We start from the raw sequence: 17273 nt of genomic DNA on the forward strand, positions 1-17273 counted from the left end.
GTCGTACGCCGGCTGTCCCGCGGCCCGCCTAAGATGGCAACCATGACCGAACAGGCCGGGGACCGCGGAGCAGACCATGACGGCGACCAGGTGGCCGGCCGGCTGGAGCAGGTCATCGCGGCCCAGGTGCGACACTACCGCACCACGCAGGGCCTGTCCTCCGCCGAACTGGCAGCCCGGACCGGCATGTCCAAGGCCATGATCTCGCGGGTGGAAACCGCCACCACGTCCTGCTCGCTCACCACCCTGCAGCGGCTGGCCGACGGACTGAACGTTCCCGTCACCGCACTGTTCCGCGGCGCGGACACGGATCGGGACGCCACCTTCACCAAGAGCGGCCAGGGGAGCCTGACAGTCCGCAGCGGCACCCAGCACGGCCACGAATACCGCGTGCTGGGCACCCTCAAAGGCCGTACCGATGCGCTGGAACCCACCCTGGTGACCCTCACGGACGCCAGCGACGTTTTCCCGCTGTTCCAGCACCCGGGCACGGAGTTCATCTACATGCTCTCCGGGAAAATGGTGTACGGGCACGGCTCCTATGAGTACGCCATGGAGCCGGGGGACTCCCTGCTGCTCGACGGGGAAGGCCCGCACGGCCCCCTGGAACTGTTGGACCTGCCCATCCGGTTCCTGGCCATTTCCGCCAAGTAGTTGCCCCCGGTACTGCTGCGCGCCGCGTGACAGCTGAAACTCACGTGCAATTGGCTGAAACCACCATTTAACACAGCCGAAACCTACCCAAAAATAGCCGCCATACATTGGTATCAGACGGCAAAAGCCGCCCCTCCGCCGGCCGCGGTTTCTCCACCCGCGTCCCACTTGTCGGAACGGCTCTGACGGCAACTTACCGTTCTTTTCGCATCTTGAAAGGGGTTTCCCATGGACTCGGGAAATGTCGCTTGGATTTTGGCCAGCTCGGCGCTGGTATGCATGATGATTCCCGCCCTGGCCCTGTTTTACGGGGGCATGGTGGGGTCCCGCCGGATCCTGAACATGATGATGATGTGCTTCGGCGGCGCCAGCCTGGTGGCCGTGCTCTGGGCACTGTTCGGTTACTCGATGGCCTTCGGAAACTCCGTGGGCGGACTGGGACTCATCGGTGACGTCACCGAGTTCCCGGGCATGGGGCAGCTGCTGGCCAAGGACGATTCCGCGTCCATCCCGGTCATCCTGTTCGCAGCGTTCCAGCTGTTCTTCGCCTGCGTCACCACCGCACTCGTTGCCGGTGCCGCCGCAGGCCGGATGAAGTTTGGCGCCTGGATGCTGTTCGCCGGCATCTGGGCCACGGTGGTCTACTTCCCCATCGCGCACTGGGTGTTCGCGTTCGACTCCGCTGACGGCAGCACCGTTGGCGGCTGGATCGCCAACGGCATCAAGGCCATCGACTTCGCCGGCGGCACCGCGGTCCACATGAACGCCGGCGCCGCAGCACTGGCACTGGCACTGGTCCTGGGCAAGAGCTCCGGCTGGCCCAAGGTGGAACACGCCAGGCCGCACAGCCGGCCACTGGTGCTGGTGGGCGCGGGCCTGCTGTGGGTTGGCTGGTTCGGCTTCAACGCCGGCTCCGCCCTCTCCGCCGGCCAGTCGGCGTCGGTGGTTTTCCTGAACACCGCCGTGGCCGCCTCCACCGGGCTGCTTGCCTGGGCCCTCGTTGAGCGGGTCCGGCACGGTGCGGCCACCAGCATGGGCGCCGCCTCAGGCCTCATCGCCGCGCTGGTAGCCATCACTCCCGCCTGTGGCGCCGTCAGCCCGCTCGGCGCACTGGCCATCGGCGCCATCGCCGGGGCCGTCTGCTCGCTGGCCATCGAATGGAAGTTCCGCCTGGGCTTCGACGATTCCCTCGACGTCGTCGGCGTCCACCTGGTGGGCGGCATCCTGGGCACGCTGCTGATCGGTCTCTTCGCCACGGACAAGGCCCCGAACGGCGTCAGCGGCCTCTTCTACGGCGGCGGCTTCGAACTGCTGGGCGTCCAGGCCCTCGCCACCGTCACGGTGCTGGCCTACTCCTTCGGCGTCACCTGGATCCTGGCGAAGATCCTGGACAAGACCATGGGCGGCCTGCGCATCAAGCCCGAGGACGAACTGCGCGGCATCGACCTCGCGGCCCACTCGGAGCTGGCCTACCTGATGGATGAAGATCCCGTGGAGCTGGGGTCGCCGCAGCGGGTCTAGCTCCGGCAGATCCACTTCCCGCGGCCCCGGCACACGCCGGGCCCGCCCCGAATGCACGAGTCAGGGCCAAACCTTGGACCGGTGCCGGCAGCCGCCGGCTTATAGTTCCAGGGTTTGGCCCTTCGTGGTGCCGCAGCTTCTGTACTCAGTGTTCCGTGCACACCAGGACGCCGTCCCGCACGTCCAGCACTGCCGCCCGGACGTGGCTGAGGCGGGTGCGCGGGTCCGGTGCCATCGTGTCGATGTCCTCGCCGCCCCAGTAAGGGTGCGTGAAGTACACCAGCAGCGCACGCTGCGCGCCGCCGTCGGACGTTTCCCCGGGTGCCCGTTCCGCCAGGGGCACCACGTCGGCATGGCGTCCGACGACGGGCCTTCCGTCCACCGATTCCGGCGCCGTGAGGATCAGGCCGCCACGGTGCTCCTGCCGGACCCAATGGCCCGTTGCGTCTTCGGAACGGTAGACCGCCTGGCCCCGCCACTCGTCCACGATCATCCAGTAGCTGCCGCCCAGCCGGAAGACCTTGGGTCCTTCGTGCGGGCGCCCGGGAATTGCCACACCTTCGCGCTTCCATGACGACGGGTCTGCCGGAGTGGCGCTCACCGCGCTGTAGGTGGTGGAGCCGCGGGCCTCGTCCTTGTACCAGAGGCGTACCGGCCGTCACCGCACCGGGCCACAGCGGCGTCGATCACCCGGGGGGAGCCCAGGTCGATCCGGCCCAGGTACTCCCACTTTTCCAGGTCCGTGCTGGCAAACTGGACGATTTCCGCCGTCCCGGTCCAGTCCGTGCGCCTGCCGCCGAGGACAGTCACATACATAATCCAACGGTCGCCAATGCGGACGACGTCGGGCGCCCAGAGGGTTGCCGGGAGTTCCGTTCCGGGCGGGACAAGTCCCTCCACGGTGCCGCGGTAGCGCCAGGTGGTGCCGCCGTCGGACGATTTCGCGACGCCGATACCGGTCCCGTGCACCCATTCCACCCCCGTCAGCCCCGGAGCAGTGGCGCGGCGCTGGGTGTAGAAGAGCACCCACCCGCCTGTGAGGTGGTCAGCCACCAGGATGGGGTCGGTGGGGCCGTCCCATACGGGGTCCCGGTACGGGGTGGCGAATGCGTCCGGACGCAGCGGCACCAGGGGCGGTGCTGCAGGGTTTTCCGTGGCAGGCAGCTGGTGCGGCATAGTTTCTCCAACGTTGTAGTTTTCCCGTTGGGCACCAGCTTAGACGTTGGAGTCCCGGGAGGGCCCTACTCCTTGAACAGCCCCGCCAGGTCCTCCGCCGTAATGGCCCCGCCGGCCAGGGCGTCGCCTTCCATGACGTCAGCGAACAGCTGCGACTTCCGGGTCTTCAGCGCCATGACCTTTTCCTCGATGGTGTCCTTGGCCACGAGCCGGTACACCATCACGTTCCGCGCCTGCCCAATGCGGTGTGTCCGGTCCACGGCCTGGGCTTCGGACGCCGGGTTCCACCAGGGATCCAGCAGGAAGACATAGTCGGCCTCGGTGAGGTTCAGGCCGAACCCGCCGGCCTTGAGTGAAATCAGGAACACGGGCGCGCTCCCGTTCTTGAACTCGCTGACAACGTCGGCGCGGTTCCTGGTGCCGCCATCGAGGTAGCAGTACTCGATCTCCTCCTCGTCCAGCCGCTCCCGCACCTTGCCCAGGAATCCCGTGAACTGGCTGAAGATCAGTGCCCGGTGCCCCTCGGCCACCAGGTCTTCGAGCTGCTCGAACAGCACATCCAGCTTGGAGGACCGCACCGCGGACAGGGAAGGGTCCACCAGCGATACGTCCAGGCTGAGCTGCCGCAGCAGGGTCAGCGACTGGAAAATGGTGAACCGGTTCTTGTTGACGTCCTCGATCAGCCCGAGGATCTTCTGCCGTTCGCGCTGCAGGTGCGTCTGGTACACCTTCTGGTGCCGCGGATTCAGCACCACCTCAAGGATCTGCTCCTGTTTGGGCGGCAGGTCCTTGATCACCTGGTCCTTTGTGCGGCGCATCATCAGCGGCCGGACGCGGCGCCGGAGCTTCTCCAGCTGCCCCTTGTCGCCGTTTTTCTCCACCGGCTTCTGGTAATACTCGGCGAAGCGCTTGGGACTGGAGAACAGGCCAGGCGCCACAATGGACGTCAGCGCCCAGAACTCCATCAGGTTGTTCTCCAGCGGGGTGCCCGTGATGGCCAGCTTGAACGCGGCCGGCAGCTTGCGCGCGCACTGGTAGGCCTTGGACTGGTGGTTCTTCACGAACTGCGCCTCATCCAGCACCAGCCCGTTCCAGGTACGCGAGGCGTAGGCGTCGTAGTCGATCCGGAACAGGGCGTAGGACGTGATCACGATATCTGCCCCGCCCAGGGCCGCCGCCACGTTCTGGCCGCTCTTGGCAAAGGTCTCGCCGACCGTCCGCACGGTCAGACCGGGCGCAAAGCGGGCGGCTTCGAGGGCCCAGTTGCCCACCACGCTGGTGGGGGCCACCACCAGGAAGGGCGCGTCGGCGGCGGGCCTGTTTCCAGGGTCCGCGGCAGCACCGGCGTCGGGCGTCTCCAGGGACGCAGCAGCCGCGACGGCCAGCTCCTTCGCCGCGCACATCAGGGCCAGCGCCTGCACGGTCTTGCCCAGGCCCATGTCGTCGGCCAGGATGCCGCCCAGTCCGTGCTTGTACAGGAAACTGAGCCAGTTATAGCCCTCCAGCTGGTACGGGCGCAGCTCGGCGTTCAGGGACGACGGCAGCGGCAGCCCGTCCGTGCCGCCCTCCAAGAGCCCGCCCACCGCGGACCGCCAGGCGGCGGCCTGTTCGTCAACAATCCCCAGCTGCGCCAGTTCATCCCACAGCCCGGCCTGGAACCTGCTGATCTGGAGCGGCGCGTCCTTGTTGTCCTGCAGCGACCTGGCTTCCTCGATCAGAGCCCTCAACTGGTGCAGCTCCGGCAGGTCCAGGGAGAAGTAGGCGCCGCTGGGCAGCAGCATCTTGGTCTGGCCGGCCGCCAGCGCCGAGAAGACAGCCGCGAAGGACACGGGCTGGCCTTCAAGCGATATCTGGATGCCCAAGTCGAACCAGTCACGCTGTTCGGTGGCCTTGGTGGAGATGGACACCACCGGCGCTTCCTCGGCCTCGCGGTAGTCGGCGATGTCGCCCACTGTTTCCACATCCACGTCCGGGGCCTCCCGCAGCCGCGGCAGCACTTCCTCGGTGAAGGCCAGCGTGTCCAGGCCGGTCAGCTCGGCGGACGCCGCCAGCCGGGGAGTGCCCCAGCCGCCCGTCGCCGATTCGCCCAGGGCGGCCACCACATCCCAGGGGTGGCCGATCCCTTCCAGGATGCGGGCCTCGGCGGTGTCGTCGCGGTAGCCGTGATCGCCGGGGTGCCGCCACAGGGGCTGCGCGGTGACCAGCTTGCCGGTTTTGTAGTGCCACTCCCAGTGCAGCCGCACCCGGTGGTCCGCGCCGTAGTTGGCCAGCAGAGAGAGGGTGGGGACGGCCAGTTCGGGCAGTTCCACGGACTCGTCGCGGGTTGTCACCCGGGCGGTTTGCTTGAGCTTGGGGTAGAAGCCGGTCAGGAACCGCGACTCGTCCCGGGCCGGGATGTGCAGCATGCTTCCCGCGGTGACGAACGCCAGCAGCTCCTCGCTCAGCCCGTTTTCCAGCGGCGCCAGCGTAATGACGCCGTCGGGGTCGGGGACGCCGGGCAGGGCGGCTTCTCCGGCCGTGAAGAAGAGGCCGTGCGCGGGCCTGCCGATGGTGCCTACCGCCGCCGGATCAACCTCGGCCCCGTCAACGGTGATGGTGGGCGAAAGCTCCAGGCCGCCGTCGGACGTGTCCGCTTTTGCCCCGCCTGCTTCCGCGGCCGGCTCAGCCACGGGGGTCCCGTACCGGCTGAGGGAAAGTCCGACGGCGGCAGGGGACTCGGCCACCCGTACCGGCTCGGTGCCGCGCGAGTGGACCAGCGCGAGCCCGATCTTCCGGGCATCGGACAGCAGGCTCCACAGGTTCTTGCCGGCGTAGGAGTTCAGGCCCAGCCACAGGCCGGCGGAGTTGTGCATCCGGCTGGCGGAGGAGGAATGGCCGGCCAGGAACTCCTGCAGCCATTCCACGTGCGCCTGGTTCGATTCGCGCCGGAAGTTCAGGTAGCTCAGGGTGTTCCAGGAAACGTCACCGCGGATCCACTTGCCTTTGGCGCCCATGATGACGGGGCGGACCTTGAGCTGCCGGACGCCGCGGACCGGGTCCCGGCGGCCGGTGTAGGAAAAGTGCGGCGGTGGTTCCTCCACCTCGAACTGCAGGGCCAGGGGAACCCCGGCTGTGGAGGGGGCGGAACCGGGCTGGGAGATCAGCGGACTGAGGGCCTGCTCCCAGTCCGGGAGGGCCACTGACGGTGCGCGGGACACCTGCGTGGAGGTGGACGGCGCCAAAAGCTGCATCCGGATGGATGGGTTGTCCTCGGCCGCGAACAGCAGGGCCGCAACGTGCTTGCAGTCCTTGCGGACGGGGCAGCTGCAGACGCCCACAGTGCAGCTCCAGCCGCCGGACTTCCGGACCAGCTTGGCCGTGGTGGAGTAGGGAACTTCCGCGCCGCCCCGGACCTTTCCCAGCATGAGCCCCGTGCCGCCGTCGAACGATATGCCGGAGACCCTGCTTGCCATGGCATACGCCAGCCCGGCCGCGAGCGAGCGGTCGTTGATGGCGGGTGTCTGTATTGCCAGGTCCGCACTTTCGTCCGGTTGGGATGGCATGGTGAGCGCTACTTTCGGCAGGCCACGGCGGAGCCGGGTCCGGTGGGTGGTTATCTGATCCATCTTAGTTCGCCGGGCGGCACCCCCATGCCGACGTGTGCCTGCCCTGGTAGTCCCGAAAACTTCGCTTGACGTTCATTTCCTTCCCGATGCTGCCGTGAACCGGCCGTCGTAGCGTGAAAGCGTCCGGAGCACCACCACCGCCCAGCAAGGATTGCCATGACCATCACGCCCCAGCCCGTCGTCCTGACCAGCAGCAGTATCGGAGGCAGGGACGAGGAGGTAGTGGAGGCCAACGCGGCCATCATCGATGCGATGCGCAAGGCCACGCTCCGGCTGGAGGACATGTCTCCGGTGGCCGTCCGAAGCTGCCTGGTGGACTTCTACCTGTCGCAGGCGCTGGAGGGCGGCTTCGCGCAGTACGCCGTCATGGCGGGTGGCCGGATCGCCACCGACCCGCTGGTCCGCGAAGGCATGGCAGGGATGGGCGCCACCGCGCACCTGGACCTGTTCAACCGGGCCGCGGAGGCTTACCGCGTGCTGACCGCCGGAACCGAAGCGTCCTACCTGGCCGGCCGTGCCGGTGACAGCGGGGCCGTTGCCGGCGCCCTCCTCCGGGTCGGGGAGCTTGACGGCGAGTTCGAGGAACTGTTGGAGCGCGAGAACATCACTGCCCTGAATGCCCGGTGGCTGCGCGGCCAGCCGGACCTGCTGGTGCTGGACGACGAAGAGGTTGGACCGTACATCCAGCGGCTCGCTGCCATGGTTCCTGACTTGGCCGAACGTAAAGCAGTTGGTTCCTCAGCTCTGCGGATCGCCGGAGCGCCGTGAAACAGCCGGAGCGGACCGGCGCTCCGAAACGCTTCCAGCGATGGGGAGGCCGAAAAAGAAATTTCCAAACACCCGTAACCTTTCCGCAACCGCAGGCGATGTAGTCAGTGATGGGTCCGCCCGGCGGGCCCAGTCCGATGTGTTGTCTAGGTTTTGGAGAAGTAAATGTCTGTATTCACCGTTCTCGCCACCAGCAAAGTCGCCGCCGGAGTCCTGGCCGCCGGAACCCTGGCAGTAGGAGGAACCGGCGCCGCCGCCGTCTCCGGTGCCCTCCCCACCCAGGCCCAGCAGACCGCCCACGAACTTTTCGGTGCACCGGCCCCCAAGCTTGCAGCCGAAGCAGCAGCGGACGCCCAGGCCACCCCGGCCCCTACCGCCACCGCCGCAGTCTCCGACGCCCTGAAGAGCGCCGACGCCACCGCAGAGGCCACTGCCAAGGCTTCCGCGTCCGCTGAGGCATCTGACGAAAAGGCCGGCGCTGACGTAAGCGGTTCCGCCACGGCCAACACCGCCGTTGACGCGGCCGGCCCTGCAGCCCTGGGTCTCTGCACCGCCTTCACCCACGGCGGCCTGGACGCTTCCTCCAAGGCATTCTCCTCGCTGTCCATCGCTGCCAAGGGCGACGCCAACATCAAGAGCTACTGCACCGACGTCGTGGCCAAGGCCGACGCCGCAGCCAAGGCCGGTGCCGAGGGCAAGGTTTCCGCGTCCGTTGACGCCACCAAGCCTGAGGTCCCCGCCGTTCCGTCCGCTCCCGCAGTACCCGCCGTCCCGGCCGTGCCGGGTGTCGACGGCGCGGACACCGTTCCTGCTGTTCCTGCTGTTCCCGCCGTGGGCGGCAACACCGTCCACGCCCCGTCAGTTTCGGCCCGCTAAGGCTCATTGGCTAGTCTGGACTGCGGCTGCGGCCGCAGTCCGGGCAGCCGGGCGGGGGCGCGCACCTTTGGAAAAGCGCCCCTGGCAAACCCGCAAAAAGGCAGCCGGAATACCACGGGGACTGGCAGTCCGAACCGGAAACCGGGACCAGGCGCAAGCCCGGGCCCCGGGATGGAGGAGCCGCTGGTGCTGGACACTTTGGCCCAAGAAGAGATCGACATATTCGACAACGCAGCCGGAACTGATCCGGCCGTGTTGTTCGCTGCTGCCTATCGAACCTTCGCGGGCCCGGTCCACGGGTACCTCAAAGCGCGCGGACTCGATGACCCCGAGGCCGTTACCCAGGACGTCTTCCTGGCCTTCTACTCCAGGATCGGCACGCTCACGGGCGGCCTGCAGGGCGCAAAATCGCTGATCTTCTCAATTGCCCACGCGCGCATGGTGGACCACTACCGGCGGGTGGAACGCAGGCCGCAGCTGACACCGTACGACCCCCAGCACGACGGCCGGACCACGCCGTCCGCGGAGGACCACGCCGTGGAACTGACGGCCGGAGCCGAAGCCATGCTGGACGGGCTCAGCGAAGAACACCAGGAGGTCCTGGCCCTTCGCGTCGTGGCGGACCTGTCCATCGACCAGGTGGCCGCCATCATGGGCAAGAGCGCCGGAGCCATCAAGCAGCTCCAGCGCCGGGCCCTGCAAAACCTCAAGGCACAAACGCTCAAGAGAAACCAGGCACATCATGAGTGACACCGCAGGATCCCGCAACCAGGGGGCTGTTGACCAGCTTCTGCTGGAGGCAGGCATGGACGACGACGGCCAGCTCCGTGACGCCCTGCTCAACCTGCGTGCCCTGGCGGCAGAGGCCCCGGCACCCTCCGCCGAAATCGCAGCGCTGATGGCAGGCACACCAACTGCCGCCACCACAGTGCTTCCCGTTGGTGTGCCGGCCGCCACCACCATGCTTCCCACCACCGGGGCCACCGCTGAGGGCGGGGCAGCTCAACCCAGGGCAGCTCAATTCAGCGCAGCTCAACCCAGCCCAGCTCAACCCAGCGCAGCCAAACCGGCTGATGAACTCGCGGCCCGCCGCAGGGCCAAGCGCCGCATCACCCTCACCACGCTCTCGGTGGCTGCCTCGCTCGCTGCCGGAGGTGCAGTGGCTGCCGCCTCCGATCAGGGCTTCCGCGACTCCATCTCCCAGCTGAACCAGGCCGTCACCTCGTTCGTGACTGGTTCCGCGGCGGCACCTGCCGGCAACGACACCACACAGGCTCCGGTGCCCGTTCCGGCAGGACCCCGGCCGTCGGCAACCAGCAGCGCGGATGCCGTCCCACCGGCACCCGCGCCCGCCTCTGCCCCTGCCGCCGCGGCGCCGTCGGGCGTTCCGGCGCGGCAGGGAAACACCCCCACTCACGGGACGGCTACGCAGAAGCCTGCCCAGGTTCCCGCGGAGCCTGCCCTGCCCACCGACGTGTCAGGGGACGTCAGGAAGGGCCTGGAACAGGGCCCCAAGCTGCCCGTTCCGTTGCCCACTGAGATCCCGCTCCCGGGCAAAACCCCGGACGTTTCCCTGAAGTAGGACAGGCGCCTGGCAGTCCCTGCCAGGCCAGCGTTGCCTAGTAGCCCTGGGCCGGCGCTGCCTTGACCATGGCGCCCGACGGGTCGGACAGGTACCAGACTCCGCCCACGCCCTGGCCCAGGACGTCGCCCGGCTTGGTGTCCTTTGCGAAGTAGTAGAGGGGCATGCCGTTCAAGGTCACCTGTTTCTTGCCGTCAGGCGTGGTGATGGTGCCCAGCTTCCCGGTCACTCCCTCTGCGGTGGGGGCTCCCGACGTGGTGGTCAGCGGCGGCCACTGGACCAGGCAGGAGCCGGTGCAGGCGCTGCTGCCGGAGTCCTTGGTGTCCTTGGTGAAGAAGTAGAGGCTCATGCCCTTCGCGTCCACCACGATGCTGCCTTCCGGAGAGGAGCCTGTTTTAAGCTCGACGGCGGCACTCGCCTTCGATGACTGCGCAGGGCCCGATGTCGGTGCGGTGGATGCGGCACCGGAAGATGACGCGCCAGTGGTGGCCGGGGCCGTGGCCGACGGGGTGGTGCCGGCGTTGCTGCCGCAACCGGTGAGGGCTGCCGCCAGGGCCAGGATGGCAAGTCCTGCCCCGAAATGCTGTTTCATGGTGTGCTCCTTGGCTGTGTGCTTTCGTGGCTGGTGCCTCTTCGGCCGCGCCCGGCTCTGGATCATGGGGCGCTAACCCCTACGACGCCTCCGGGTAAAGAATGGTTCACAGGTACGCTGTGGCGCTGTCCGATTGAACCGATTCCTGCTCCCTGTCGTGGTAACAGCCGGGAGCGCAGATGCCGTGGCGTTCCCCGTGGGCAGTGATGTGTCCAGGACAGTGACGGGAGGAGCGGGATGCCGCTCGACGACAACGTGGTGGAGGCCATCTACCGTGAACATGGCAGCGCCCTGCGCCGGTTCGTGCTCAGCGCCACCCGGGATCCGCAGCTCGCGGAGGACGTGGTCCAGGAAACGGTGCTCCGCGTCTGGCAGCATGCCCCGGACATCAACGGCAGCTTCCGCAGTTACTTGTACCGCACAGCCAGGAACATCATGATCGACAACTACCGCCGGAGCCAGCGCCGCCCGCACGAGGCGCTGGAAAGCAGCCTTACCGACCCCGCCGAGGTGATGGGCCGCGTTGACGAGCTGCTCAACCGGGTCCTGATGGAGGAAGCGCTGCTGCGGCTGAGCAAGGAACACCGGGACGTCCTGGTGGCCCTGCATTACCGCCGGTTTACCGTCAACGAGGCCGCGGTCCAGCTCAACATCCCCAGCGGCACCGTCAAGTCCCGCGCCTATTACGCCCTGCGGGCCCTGCGCACCATCCTGGACGAGATGGGGGTGGAACGGTGAACACCAACCCGCACCACCTGCTGGGCGCCTACGTCCTGGGCGGCCTTGACGCCGCCGACCTCACCCTGTTCGAGGCGCATCTCCAGGACTGCGCCTCCTGCCGCAAGGAACTGGCGGTACTGGAGAAAGTGCCCATGCTCCTGGATTCCCTTCCCGTTCCTGACGCCGTGGCGCTCAGCGGCATTCCGGGCAGCAGCGCCGTGCCCGGCGGCAGCGAGGGAACTGATGCCAACGCCCCGGCGCGCCTGTTCAACGAACTGGCGCGCCGGCGTCGGACCTTACGACGGCGGTGGGCGGCTTTGGCGGGGGCTGTTGCCGCCGCGTGCCTGGCTGTGGGCCTGGCCGTGGGGCCCCTGCTTGTCAGGCCGCCGCAGCCGGATGCCACCTATTCCGTGGCGTCCGGCGGAGGGCTCCAGGTGAACATCGACATGGCCCGGAAGACCTGGGGGACCGAACTTGCAGTCAGCGGCAGCAGCCTGCCGGCGGAAGGGACCCTTTCGCTGTGGGTGCGGGACCGGGCGGGCACAGAGGACCGGGCCTGCGCCTGGACCGCTACCCCCAGCGGAAAGGTCAAGGTCACCGGGGCGACGCCCATCCAGCTGGGCAGCATCTCGAGCGTCGAACTGCGCGACGGCGCCCAGCGGGCCGTGGCGGTCATCACCGTTCCCTAGGGGTGCGGGTTGCCGGCCTGGTCGGCGGCTTCACCGGCATGCCCCAGGGCCCGGAATTCCGCCACCAGGGCGGGGTCCTCGCAGGCGCGGGCGAAGGCCTCGATCCGGCGTTCGATCTCGTAGCCCAGCAGCCGGCTGCCAATCCCTTCCATAAGGGGCCGGAGCAAAGCCGGACGGCATGAAAAGGTGTACTTCCAGACGGCCCGGGTGCCGCCGTCGTCCGCCGTGAACCGCCAGCCTCCGCCAAAGTTCGTGAAGAACCACGGGCCGGCCACCATGGTCATGCCGACGTTCCGGGGCGGTGCGTAGGAGACGTACTGGCTCACCATCACCAGGCCCAGCCGGGATCTGGTCCGGGTGCGGACGCCCTTTCCCGCCGCACGCGCTCCGTCAAGGAAGCCCTGGGCGGAAATAAAGGGGTCCCACTTGAGCCGGAAGTCTCCCGTGGTCTGGGAGAGGGCGAACGCAGTCTCCGGATCGATACGGATAAAACGCTCAGCGCGTACTTGGGGCATGCCCCAACCTAACCACGGCGCGGGGTGTTACTTGGTCATTTTCGCCAGCCGGGCTCGCATGATCATGTACGCGCCGTAGCAGACCAGCCCGGCTCCCACCGCGGCCAGGAGATAGGGGCCCATGGGCTGGTCGCGGAGTGCACGCAGGCCGCCGTCCAGGCCGGTGGAGTCCTCCGGGTGCTCCTTGATGGTGGCGATGACGATGAGCAGCCCCGTCAGCAGCAGTACCAGACCCTTGGCCAGGTAGCCGGCAATGCCCAGGGACAGCACGGCGGTCCGGGCCGCGCCGGCGGCAGGCATCCGCAGCTGCTTCTCGAAGCTTCGCTTGGGCCCCCGCATGCCGTAGGCAACCCCCGTAACAGCGACTGCCAGGCCGATCACGACCAGCAGTGCCACGCCGCCGGGGGCAGACATCATGGAAACGGTGAAGTCGCTGGTGGCCTTGCGGTTGTCATCGCCGGTACCCGTCCCCGTGGCGAAATGCCACAGTGTCAACGCCAGCACCGCATACACGATTGCCTGCAGCGCGGCCTTGGCTTTGTTCTTGACCTTTTTCTTGGTGGCCTGGTGGTTGAAGTCGAAAATCGCGTCACCGGCCTGCCACAGTGACAAGGCTGCGCAGGCGGCAAAGCTTCCCCACAGCAGGAACGGACCCACAGGCATGGTGGCAAGCTCGGCCACGGCACCGCTGAAATCGGCGTGCCCGGTGCCGCCCATGGCCAGGCGGATGGCGATGGCACCCACCAGCAGGTGCAGGATGCCGCTGGCCGCGAACCCTGACCGGGCCAGGAACTCAAGGACCCGCGAATTGGTGACGTCCTCAGCCTTGTCAACGACCTGCTTCAGTTCTTCTTTGATCGTCTTTCCTTTGGACAGGCGCGGTAGCGCGCCGGTGTGCGTGCCCTTCTTACAAGGCCAATCGTCCCACGCCGCCGGGGCACCGAACAGTCGGGCGGGCACAGTCCGGGCGATGGGGAGGGATCCCCATCGCCCGGTTCCGGCACCTGTGCAACCATAAGGACCAGCGATTGACACGTACCGCACTCTTTCCCGGGGGAAACCATGACTTTTTACGGCGCAGACATCAGCCAGTTGCGGGCGCTGGCCAAGGCCGCGGACCAGGCAGCATCACTGTTGAGCAGCCGCGCAGGGTCCCTGCACAGCCAGATCCAGTCCGCGCCGTGGAAGGGCCGGGACGGTGAACGCTTCCGCCAGGAGTGGAGTGCCAGCCACCGTCCCAGCCTGGACAAAGTGGTGGCAAGCCTGCGGGAAAACTCGAAAATCCTGATGAAGCATGCCGACGAGCAGGAAAAAGCGTCCACGGCGGGAACCGGAGGCTCCGGCGGCAGCACCTGGGACCGGCTCACCTCGATGGCCGCGCAGGCGAAGGAGTGGTTCAAGGAAAGGGCCGAAGAAGCCAGTGCGGCTGCCGAACACCGGCGGGAACTTGAAACGGGACTGGATCGGATGGTTAACGCCAGCCCGGAAGAGCAGGCGAAGTGGTGGGCTGGCCTGTCCGATGCCGACCGGGCGTACCTGATCCAGGGCGAGGGCAGCGACGGACCGTTCGCCGAGGACCTCATGCGCATGGACGGCGGCATTCCGGCGTCCGCGCAGGAACTGGCAAAACAGCACCTGCAGGAACTGGCCAAAGCAGACATCCCGGTCTACACGGAAACGGGCAAGGCCTCCATCGAAGCCCGGGTTGCCTGGGTCCACGGCGGCGCCGAGGTGGGGACCGAAGTGGTGGAGAACGCGGACGGCTCCGCCACGATGAAGGTGTACGGAAACATGGGCCTGGGCGTCAACGACACCAGCGGCACGGCGGGGGCGACGCTTACCGGCGAGGTCTCCCGCGAGTACACGTTCGGCAGCGTGGAGGAAGCCATGGCTGCCCGCGAGCAGATGTACCGCGACCTCCCGCCGGACAGCATCGGTGAAATCAAGGATGTGGCCGGCAACCCGCCCGGATACATCCTGGACACCATCAATGACGCGGCGAAGGACAACGGGTCCACCGGACAGACGGACAAGGCCAAGGGCACGTTCTCGCTCGACGCCAGCGGCGAGTCCGGAACGGCGTCCGGCGGGGCGAAGCTCGATCTTGCGTATGAGCGGAACCTGACGGACGGTACGTCCACAGCCAGCGGGGAGGTCTCCGCCCAGGGCCAGCTCAAGCTGGACGGCCGGGTCTTCGAGGCCTCCGGCAAGGGCGGCCTGCAGGTCAACATGGACAAGGACAACAACATCGATTCCGTGTCCGTCTCCATGGACGGGACCGTGGCCCAGGGCGTCACGTCCGGTGTGAAGACCGAGGCTGCGAAGTTCGATTCAACCGTGACGGCCGGTACCCAGGGCAGCGTCAAGATCGATGTCGATTACTCCCCGGAGAACCGCCCGGTCATCGACAGCTACCTGCGCAACGTGGCCCTGGGCAACGATGCCGGTGCCGCCCGCGATGCCGCCCGGCTCTACGAGGCCGGCTCCGCCACCGTGCAGGTGAACTCCGTGGTCACGGCCACCAACGAGGCCGGGTTCGACGTCAAGGTGGGTGAAGTGGACGTCAAGACCGAGAACCAGGCCACCACCAATGTGTCCACGTACTATAAAGTCCCCAACGACACCAAGCTCGAGAGGCTCTGAAACCAATGTCAGTGCACATCGAATCCCCGCTGGGCTTCACCGCAGATTTTCCCGAGCACACCCAGGTCCTGGAGGATTCCACGGCCGGGCCCAACAGCGAACAGTACGGCCTGCTGGGCGGCGTCCTGGTCACCGTGATCAAGGATGACACCTCCGTGCAGGATGCACCGCAGACCAACGGCTGGGCGCACCTGATGGCGGACTTCTACCTTGAAGACCGCGGCGGCACCCTCCTGGCGGAGGGCGAGCTGAACCTGCCCGGCAAGGCCGCTTACGCCGTGGTGGTGGGATATGACGACGACGGCGGGCCGGCCAAGGTGGCAGCCACCGTGGGCGTGTGGGAAAGCGGCCGGTTCATCGGTGTCGTGGTCGTCTGGCCCTATATGAACCCGGAGGCGGAACCGCGCCTGGACATGCTCAAGGAGATCGTGGCCGCCATCAACGTGGGCTAGGAGCGTTTCCCGGTCTGCCGCTCAGCGGCGCCGGTAGCAGAGATCGAAGATCAGCCGCCCGGCCTCGTGGGCCTTTGCCTCGAAGCTGGTCCGGATCCTGCCCTCGAAGCGGGGAGCCCAGCCGCCTGTTTCGTCCACGCCCTCGTTGGGTCCGGTGTGTTCCGTGCTGACCGGGGCGCGTCCCTCACGCACCGGCGCCCCGCCCACCACCGATTCGACGCCGGACTGCCACACCTGCGTCAGGGGGCTTTCGGGGCCGCGGCGCTCGCCGGTGTGCAGGTTTTCGAAGTCCCCTGAACCCGCCATGACGTCCCGGACATGGACGGCGTAGTTTGACCAGTCGGTGGCGATCCGGAACAGGCCTCCCGGCTTCAGCGCCCGCGCCGCAAGCCCGGCGAACTCGGGCTGGATGAGGCGGCGCTTGTGGTGCCGCGACTTGTGCCAGGGGTCCGGGAAGAAGACCCAGAGTTCGCTGACCGAGCCTTCGGGCAGCATGGTGGCCAGGACCTCGGGTGCGTTCGCTTCCACCACGCGGACGTTGTTCAAGCCCCTGCTGTTGATCTTGATGATCGTATTGGCCAGCCCCGGCGTGTAGACCTCCACGGCCAGGAAGTTGGTGTCCGGGTTCTGTTCCGCCGCATGGCAGATGGCGTCGCCGAGTCCGGATCCGATCTCGACGATGAGCGGCGCTTCACGGCCGAATTCCGCGGCGGCGTCAAAGGTGTAATCGGGGTGGACCGAGGTGTTGGCTACATGCCGTGGCACGTCAACTGCCCACCGCTCGGCGTGCTCGGCCCAGGCAGCCTGCCGGCGGCCCTGCAGCCTGGTGCCGCGGCGCACGAAACTGACGGGGCGGCCGCCGTACGTGCCGAAGGAGGCCTGGGTGCCGGGCGTGACGGGCCGCGGGACATGCGGCTGCTGGGGGTTTTCAGGGGATTCGCTCATCCCTTCCAGAATAGCGCCGCGGGGACGGCGGACGATCGGAGCGCCGTGAAGACACCTGCGCCCGAAGCACTCCGATGCTCAGAACACGCCTATGAGGTCGAGGGCGGGACCGAGTGCCAGGGCGAAGACCACGCCGCAGATGCAGAGGGCAACTGCCGCCGCGGACCGACTTCCAGATCCCCGCGGCAACTGTTTCAGCGCTGGGAGTGCCAGCCGGAGACCGAGGAAGGCAAAGAGGAGAGGCAGGCTGAACAGCACGAAGGGAGCTGCCCAGGGAGTGCGCGAGTAGCCGTTGTCCGAATACGTCAGGAGCATGGCCAGCCCGGCGAACGGTCCGGTCAGGAGCATGCTGACCGGGGCAAGGATCGCCAGGACCAGGCTGTTCGTCGCTTTATGGCCGGGTGCTCCCGGCGGCTGGCCAGGGCCGCCATGGACGGGAGGCGGCCCCGTCCCGTCCGCCGGTGCGTTCTCCGGCACTGCGCTCTCCAACTTTGTGCCCTCCAGTGGTCCACCCTTCAGCGCCCGGCTCTCGGGC

Annotated in this window: 18 protein-coding genes; 10 read left to right on the plus strand and 8 right to left on the minus strand. The window is 67.5% G+C overall.

The window, feature by feature from the left end:
• The first annotated feature begins 42 nt into the window (after positions 1–42).
• Positions 43–654 carry a helix-turn-helix domain-containing protein gene (locus tag PUN51_RS09305; protein ID WP_159630290.1) on the plus strand — a complete coding sequence of 204 codons (612 nt, stop codon included), beginning with the start codon at positions 43–45 and terminating at the stop codon, positions 652–654.
• 228 nt (positions 655–882) lie between these two features.
• Positions 883–2175 (plus strand): ammonium transporter, encoded by a 1293-nt coding sequence (locus tag PUN51_RS09310; protein WP_275180683.1) that lies wholly within the window; start codon positions 883–885, stop codon positions 2173–2175.
• Positions 2176–2320: 145 nt separating this feature from the next.
• Here PUN51_RS09310 and PUN51_RS09315 read toward each other — a convergent pair whose 3' ends face one another.
• From PUN51_RS09315 to PUN51_RS09325, 3 genes are all read right to left on the minus strand, one after another.
• A complete protein-coding gene (locus PUN51_RS09315; RefSeq protein ID WP_275180684.1) occupies positions 2321–2776 on the minus strand; it encodes a hypothetical protein in 456 nt (151 codons plus the stop codon).
• Entirely contained in the window at positions 2773–3351 is a 579-nt protein-coding gene (locus PUN51_RS09320) for a hypothetical protein (protein WP_275180685.1), read from the minus strand. Before PUN51_RS09320 ends, PUN51_RS09315 begins: the two co-directional genes overlap by 4 nt.
• Positions 3352–3416: 65 nt before the next feature.
• Entirely contained in the window at positions 3417–6893 is a 3477-nt protein-coding gene (locus tag PUN51_RS09325; protein WP_275180686.1) for a DEAD/DEAH box helicase, read from the minus strand.
• 219 nt (positions 6894–7112) lie between these two features.
• Between PUN51_RS09325 and PUN51_RS09330 the strand changes: the two genes are divergently transcribed.
• The 4 genes from PUN51_RS09330 (at position 7113) to PUN51_RS09345 (ending at position 10182) form a co-directional block, all read left to right on the plus strand.
• Positions 7113–7724: a DMP19 family protein gene (locus PUN51_RS09330; RefSeq protein ID WP_275180687.1), complete on the plus strand. Its 612-nt coding sequence runs from the start codon at positions 7113–7115 to the stop codon at positions 7722–7724.
• Between the two features lie 165 nt (positions 7725–7889).
• Positions 7890–8600: a protein tyrosine phosphatase gene (locus PUN51_RS09335; protein WP_275180688.1), complete on the plus strand. Its 711-nt coding sequence runs from the start codon at positions 7890–7892 to the stop codon at positions 8598–8600.
• Positions 8601–8771: 171 nt separating this feature from the next.
• Positions 8772–9350: an RNA polymerase sigma factor gene (locus tag PUN51_RS09340; RefSeq protein ID WP_159630300.1), complete on the plus strand. Its 579-nt coding sequence runs from the start codon at positions 8772–8774 to the stop codon at positions 9348–9350.
• Positions 9343–10182 carry a hypothetical protein gene (locus tag PUN51_RS09345; protein WP_275180689.1) on the plus strand — a complete coding sequence of 280 codons (840 nt, stop codon included), beginning with the start codon at positions 9343–9345 and terminating at the stop codon, positions 10180–10182. Before PUN51_RS09340 ends, PUN51_RS09345 begins: the two co-directional genes overlap by 8 nt.
• A gap of 37 nt (positions 10183–10219) precedes the next feature.
• Here PUN51_RS09345 and PUN51_RS09350 read toward each other — a convergent pair whose 3' ends face one another.
• Entirely contained in the window at positions 10220–10774 is a 555-nt protein-coding gene (locus tag PUN51_RS09350; protein WP_275180690.1) for a COG4315 family predicted lipoprotein, read from the minus strand.
• 237 nt (positions 10775–11011) lie between these two features.
• Between PUN51_RS09350 and PUN51_RS09355 the strand changes: the two genes are divergently transcribed.
• Positions 11012–11512 carry a sigma-70 family RNA polymerase sigma factor gene (locus PUN51_RS09355; protein ID WP_159630306.1) on the plus strand — a complete coding sequence of 167 codons (501 nt, stop codon included), beginning with the start codon at positions 11012–11014 and terminating at the stop codon, positions 11510–11512.
• Entirely contained in the window at positions 11509–12183 is a 675-nt protein-coding gene (locus PUN51_RS09360) for an anti-sigma factor family protein (protein ID WP_275180691.1), read from the plus strand. Before PUN51_RS09355 ends, PUN51_RS09360 begins: the two co-directional genes overlap by 4 nt.
• On the opposite strand, the gene PUN51_RS09365 is transcribed toward PUN51_RS09360, so the two are convergent.
• Together PUN51_RS09365 and PUN51_RS09370 are read right to left on the minus strand one after the other, a co-directional pair.
• Positions 12180–12698 carry an SRPBCC family protein gene (locus tag PUN51_RS09365; RefSeq protein WP_224023325.1) on the minus strand — a complete coding sequence of 173 codons (519 nt, stop codon included), beginning with the start codon at positions 12696–12698 and terminating at the stop codon, positions 12180–12182. The two genes, PUN51_RS09360 and PUN51_RS09365, sit on opposite strands and share 4 nt — an antisense overlap.
• Before the next feature lie 27 nt (positions 12699–12725).
• Positions 12726–13544 (minus strand): DUF1206 domain-containing protein, encoded by an 819-nt coding sequence (locus PUN51_RS09370; protein WP_159635027.1) that lies wholly within the window; start codon positions 13542–13544, stop codon positions 12726–12728.
• A gap of 216 nt (positions 13545–13760) precedes the next feature.
• Here PUN51_RS09370 and PUN51_RS09375 point away from each other — a divergent pair, with 216 nt between their 5' ends.
• Both PUN51_RS09375 and PUN51_RS09380 read left to right on the plus strand, forming a co-directional pair.
• The gene (locus PUN51_RS09375; RefSeq protein WP_224023323.1) at positions 13761–15341 is read left to right on the plus strand and encodes a hypothetical protein; all 1581 of its coding nucleotides are present in this window, start codon (positions 13761–13763) and stop codon (positions 15339–15341) included.
• Positions 15342–15346: 5 nt separating this feature from the next.
• A complete protein-coding gene (locus PUN51_RS09380; protein WP_275180692.1) occupies positions 15347–15793 on the plus strand; it encodes a hypothetical protein in 447 nt (148 codons plus the stop codon).
• A 21-nt stretch (positions 15794–15814) separates the two neighbouring features.
• Here the strand turns inward: PUN51_RS09380 and trmB are convergent, their stop codons facing one another.
• Together trmB and PUN51_RS09390 are read right to left on the minus strand one after the other, a co-directional pair.
• Positions 15815–16738, minus strand: coding sequence for a tRNA (guanosine(46)-N7)-methyltransferase TrmB (gene trmB, locus PUN51_RS09385; protein ID WP_224023319.1), 924 nt, complete (start codon positions 16736–16738; stop codon positions 15815–15817).
• 78 nt (positions 16739–16816) lie between these two features.
• Positions 16817–17215, minus strand: a complete 399-nt coding sequence (locus tag PUN51_RS09390) for a hypothetical protein (RefSeq protein ID WP_275180693.1) — start codon at positions 17213–17215, stop codon at positions 16817–16819.
• Between the last annotated feature and the right edge of the window lie 58 nt (positions 17216–17273).

Origin of the sequence: Arthrobacter sp. NQ4 (genome assembly GCF_029077345.1) — a bacterium.
In the GTDB taxonomy this organism is placed as follows: Bacteria; Actinomycetota; Actinomycetes; order Actinomycetales; family Micrococcaceae; genus Arthrobacter.

Excerpts from the sequence above, each read along its gene's own strand:
- PUN51_RS09305 (WP_159630290.1), top strand. The coding sequence starts at position 43 with ATGACCGAACAGGCCGGGGACCGCGGAGCAGACCATGACGGCGACCAG.
- PUN51_RS09310 (WP_275180683.1), top strand. The coding sequence starts at position 883 with ATGGACTCGGGAAATGTCGCTTGGATTTTGGCCAGCTCGGCGCTGGTA.
- PUN51_RS09320 (WP_275180685.1), bottom strand. The coding sequence starts at position 3,351 with ATGCCGCACCAGCTGCCTGCCACGGAAAACCCTGCAGCACCGCCCCTG.
- PUN51_RS09325 (WP_275180686.1), bottom strand. The coding sequence starts at position 6,893 with ATGCCATCCCAACCGGACGAAAGTGCGGACCTGGCAATACAGACACCC.
- PUN51_RS09330 (WP_275180687.1), top strand. The coding sequence starts at position 7,113 with ATGACCATCACGCCCCAGCCCGTCGTCCTGACCAGCAGCAGTATCGGA.
- PUN51_RS09335 (WP_275180688.1), top strand. The coding sequence starts at position 7,890 with ATGTCTGTATTCACCGTTCTCGCCACCAGCAAAGTCGCCGCCGGAGTC.
- PUN51_RS09340 (WP_159630300.1), top strand. The coding sequence starts at position 8,772 with ATGGAGGAGCCGCTGGTGCTGGACACTTTGGCCCAAGAAGAGATCGAC.
- PUN51_RS09345 (WP_275180689.1), top strand. The coding sequence starts at position 9,343 with ATGAGTGACACCGCAGGATCCCGCAACCAGGGGGCTGTTGACCAGCTT.
- PUN51_RS09350 (WP_275180690.1), bottom strand. The coding sequence starts at position 10,774 with ATGAAACAGCATTTCGGGGCAGGACTTGCCATCCTGGCCCTGGCGGCA.
- PUN51_RS09355 (WP_159630306.1), top strand. The coding sequence starts at position 11,012 with ATGCCGCTCGACGACAACGTGGTGGAGGCCATCTACCGTGAACATGGC.
- PUN51_RS09365 (WP_224023325.1), bottom strand. The coding sequence starts at position 12,698 with ATGCCCCAAGTACGCGCTGAGCGTTTTATCCGTATCGATCCGGAGACT.
- PUN51_RS09375 (WP_224023323.1), top strand. The coding sequence starts at position 13,761 with ATGACTTTTTACGGCGCAGACATCAGCCAGTTGCGGGCGCTGGCCAAG.
- PUN51_RS09380 (WP_275180692.1), top strand. The coding sequence starts at position 15,347 with ATGTCAGTGCACATCGAATCCCCGCTGGGCTTCACCGCAGATTTTCCC.
- trmB (WP_224023319.1), bottom strand. The coding sequence starts at position 16,738 with ATGAGCGAATCCCCTGAAAACCCCCAGCAGCCGCATGTCCCGCGGCCC.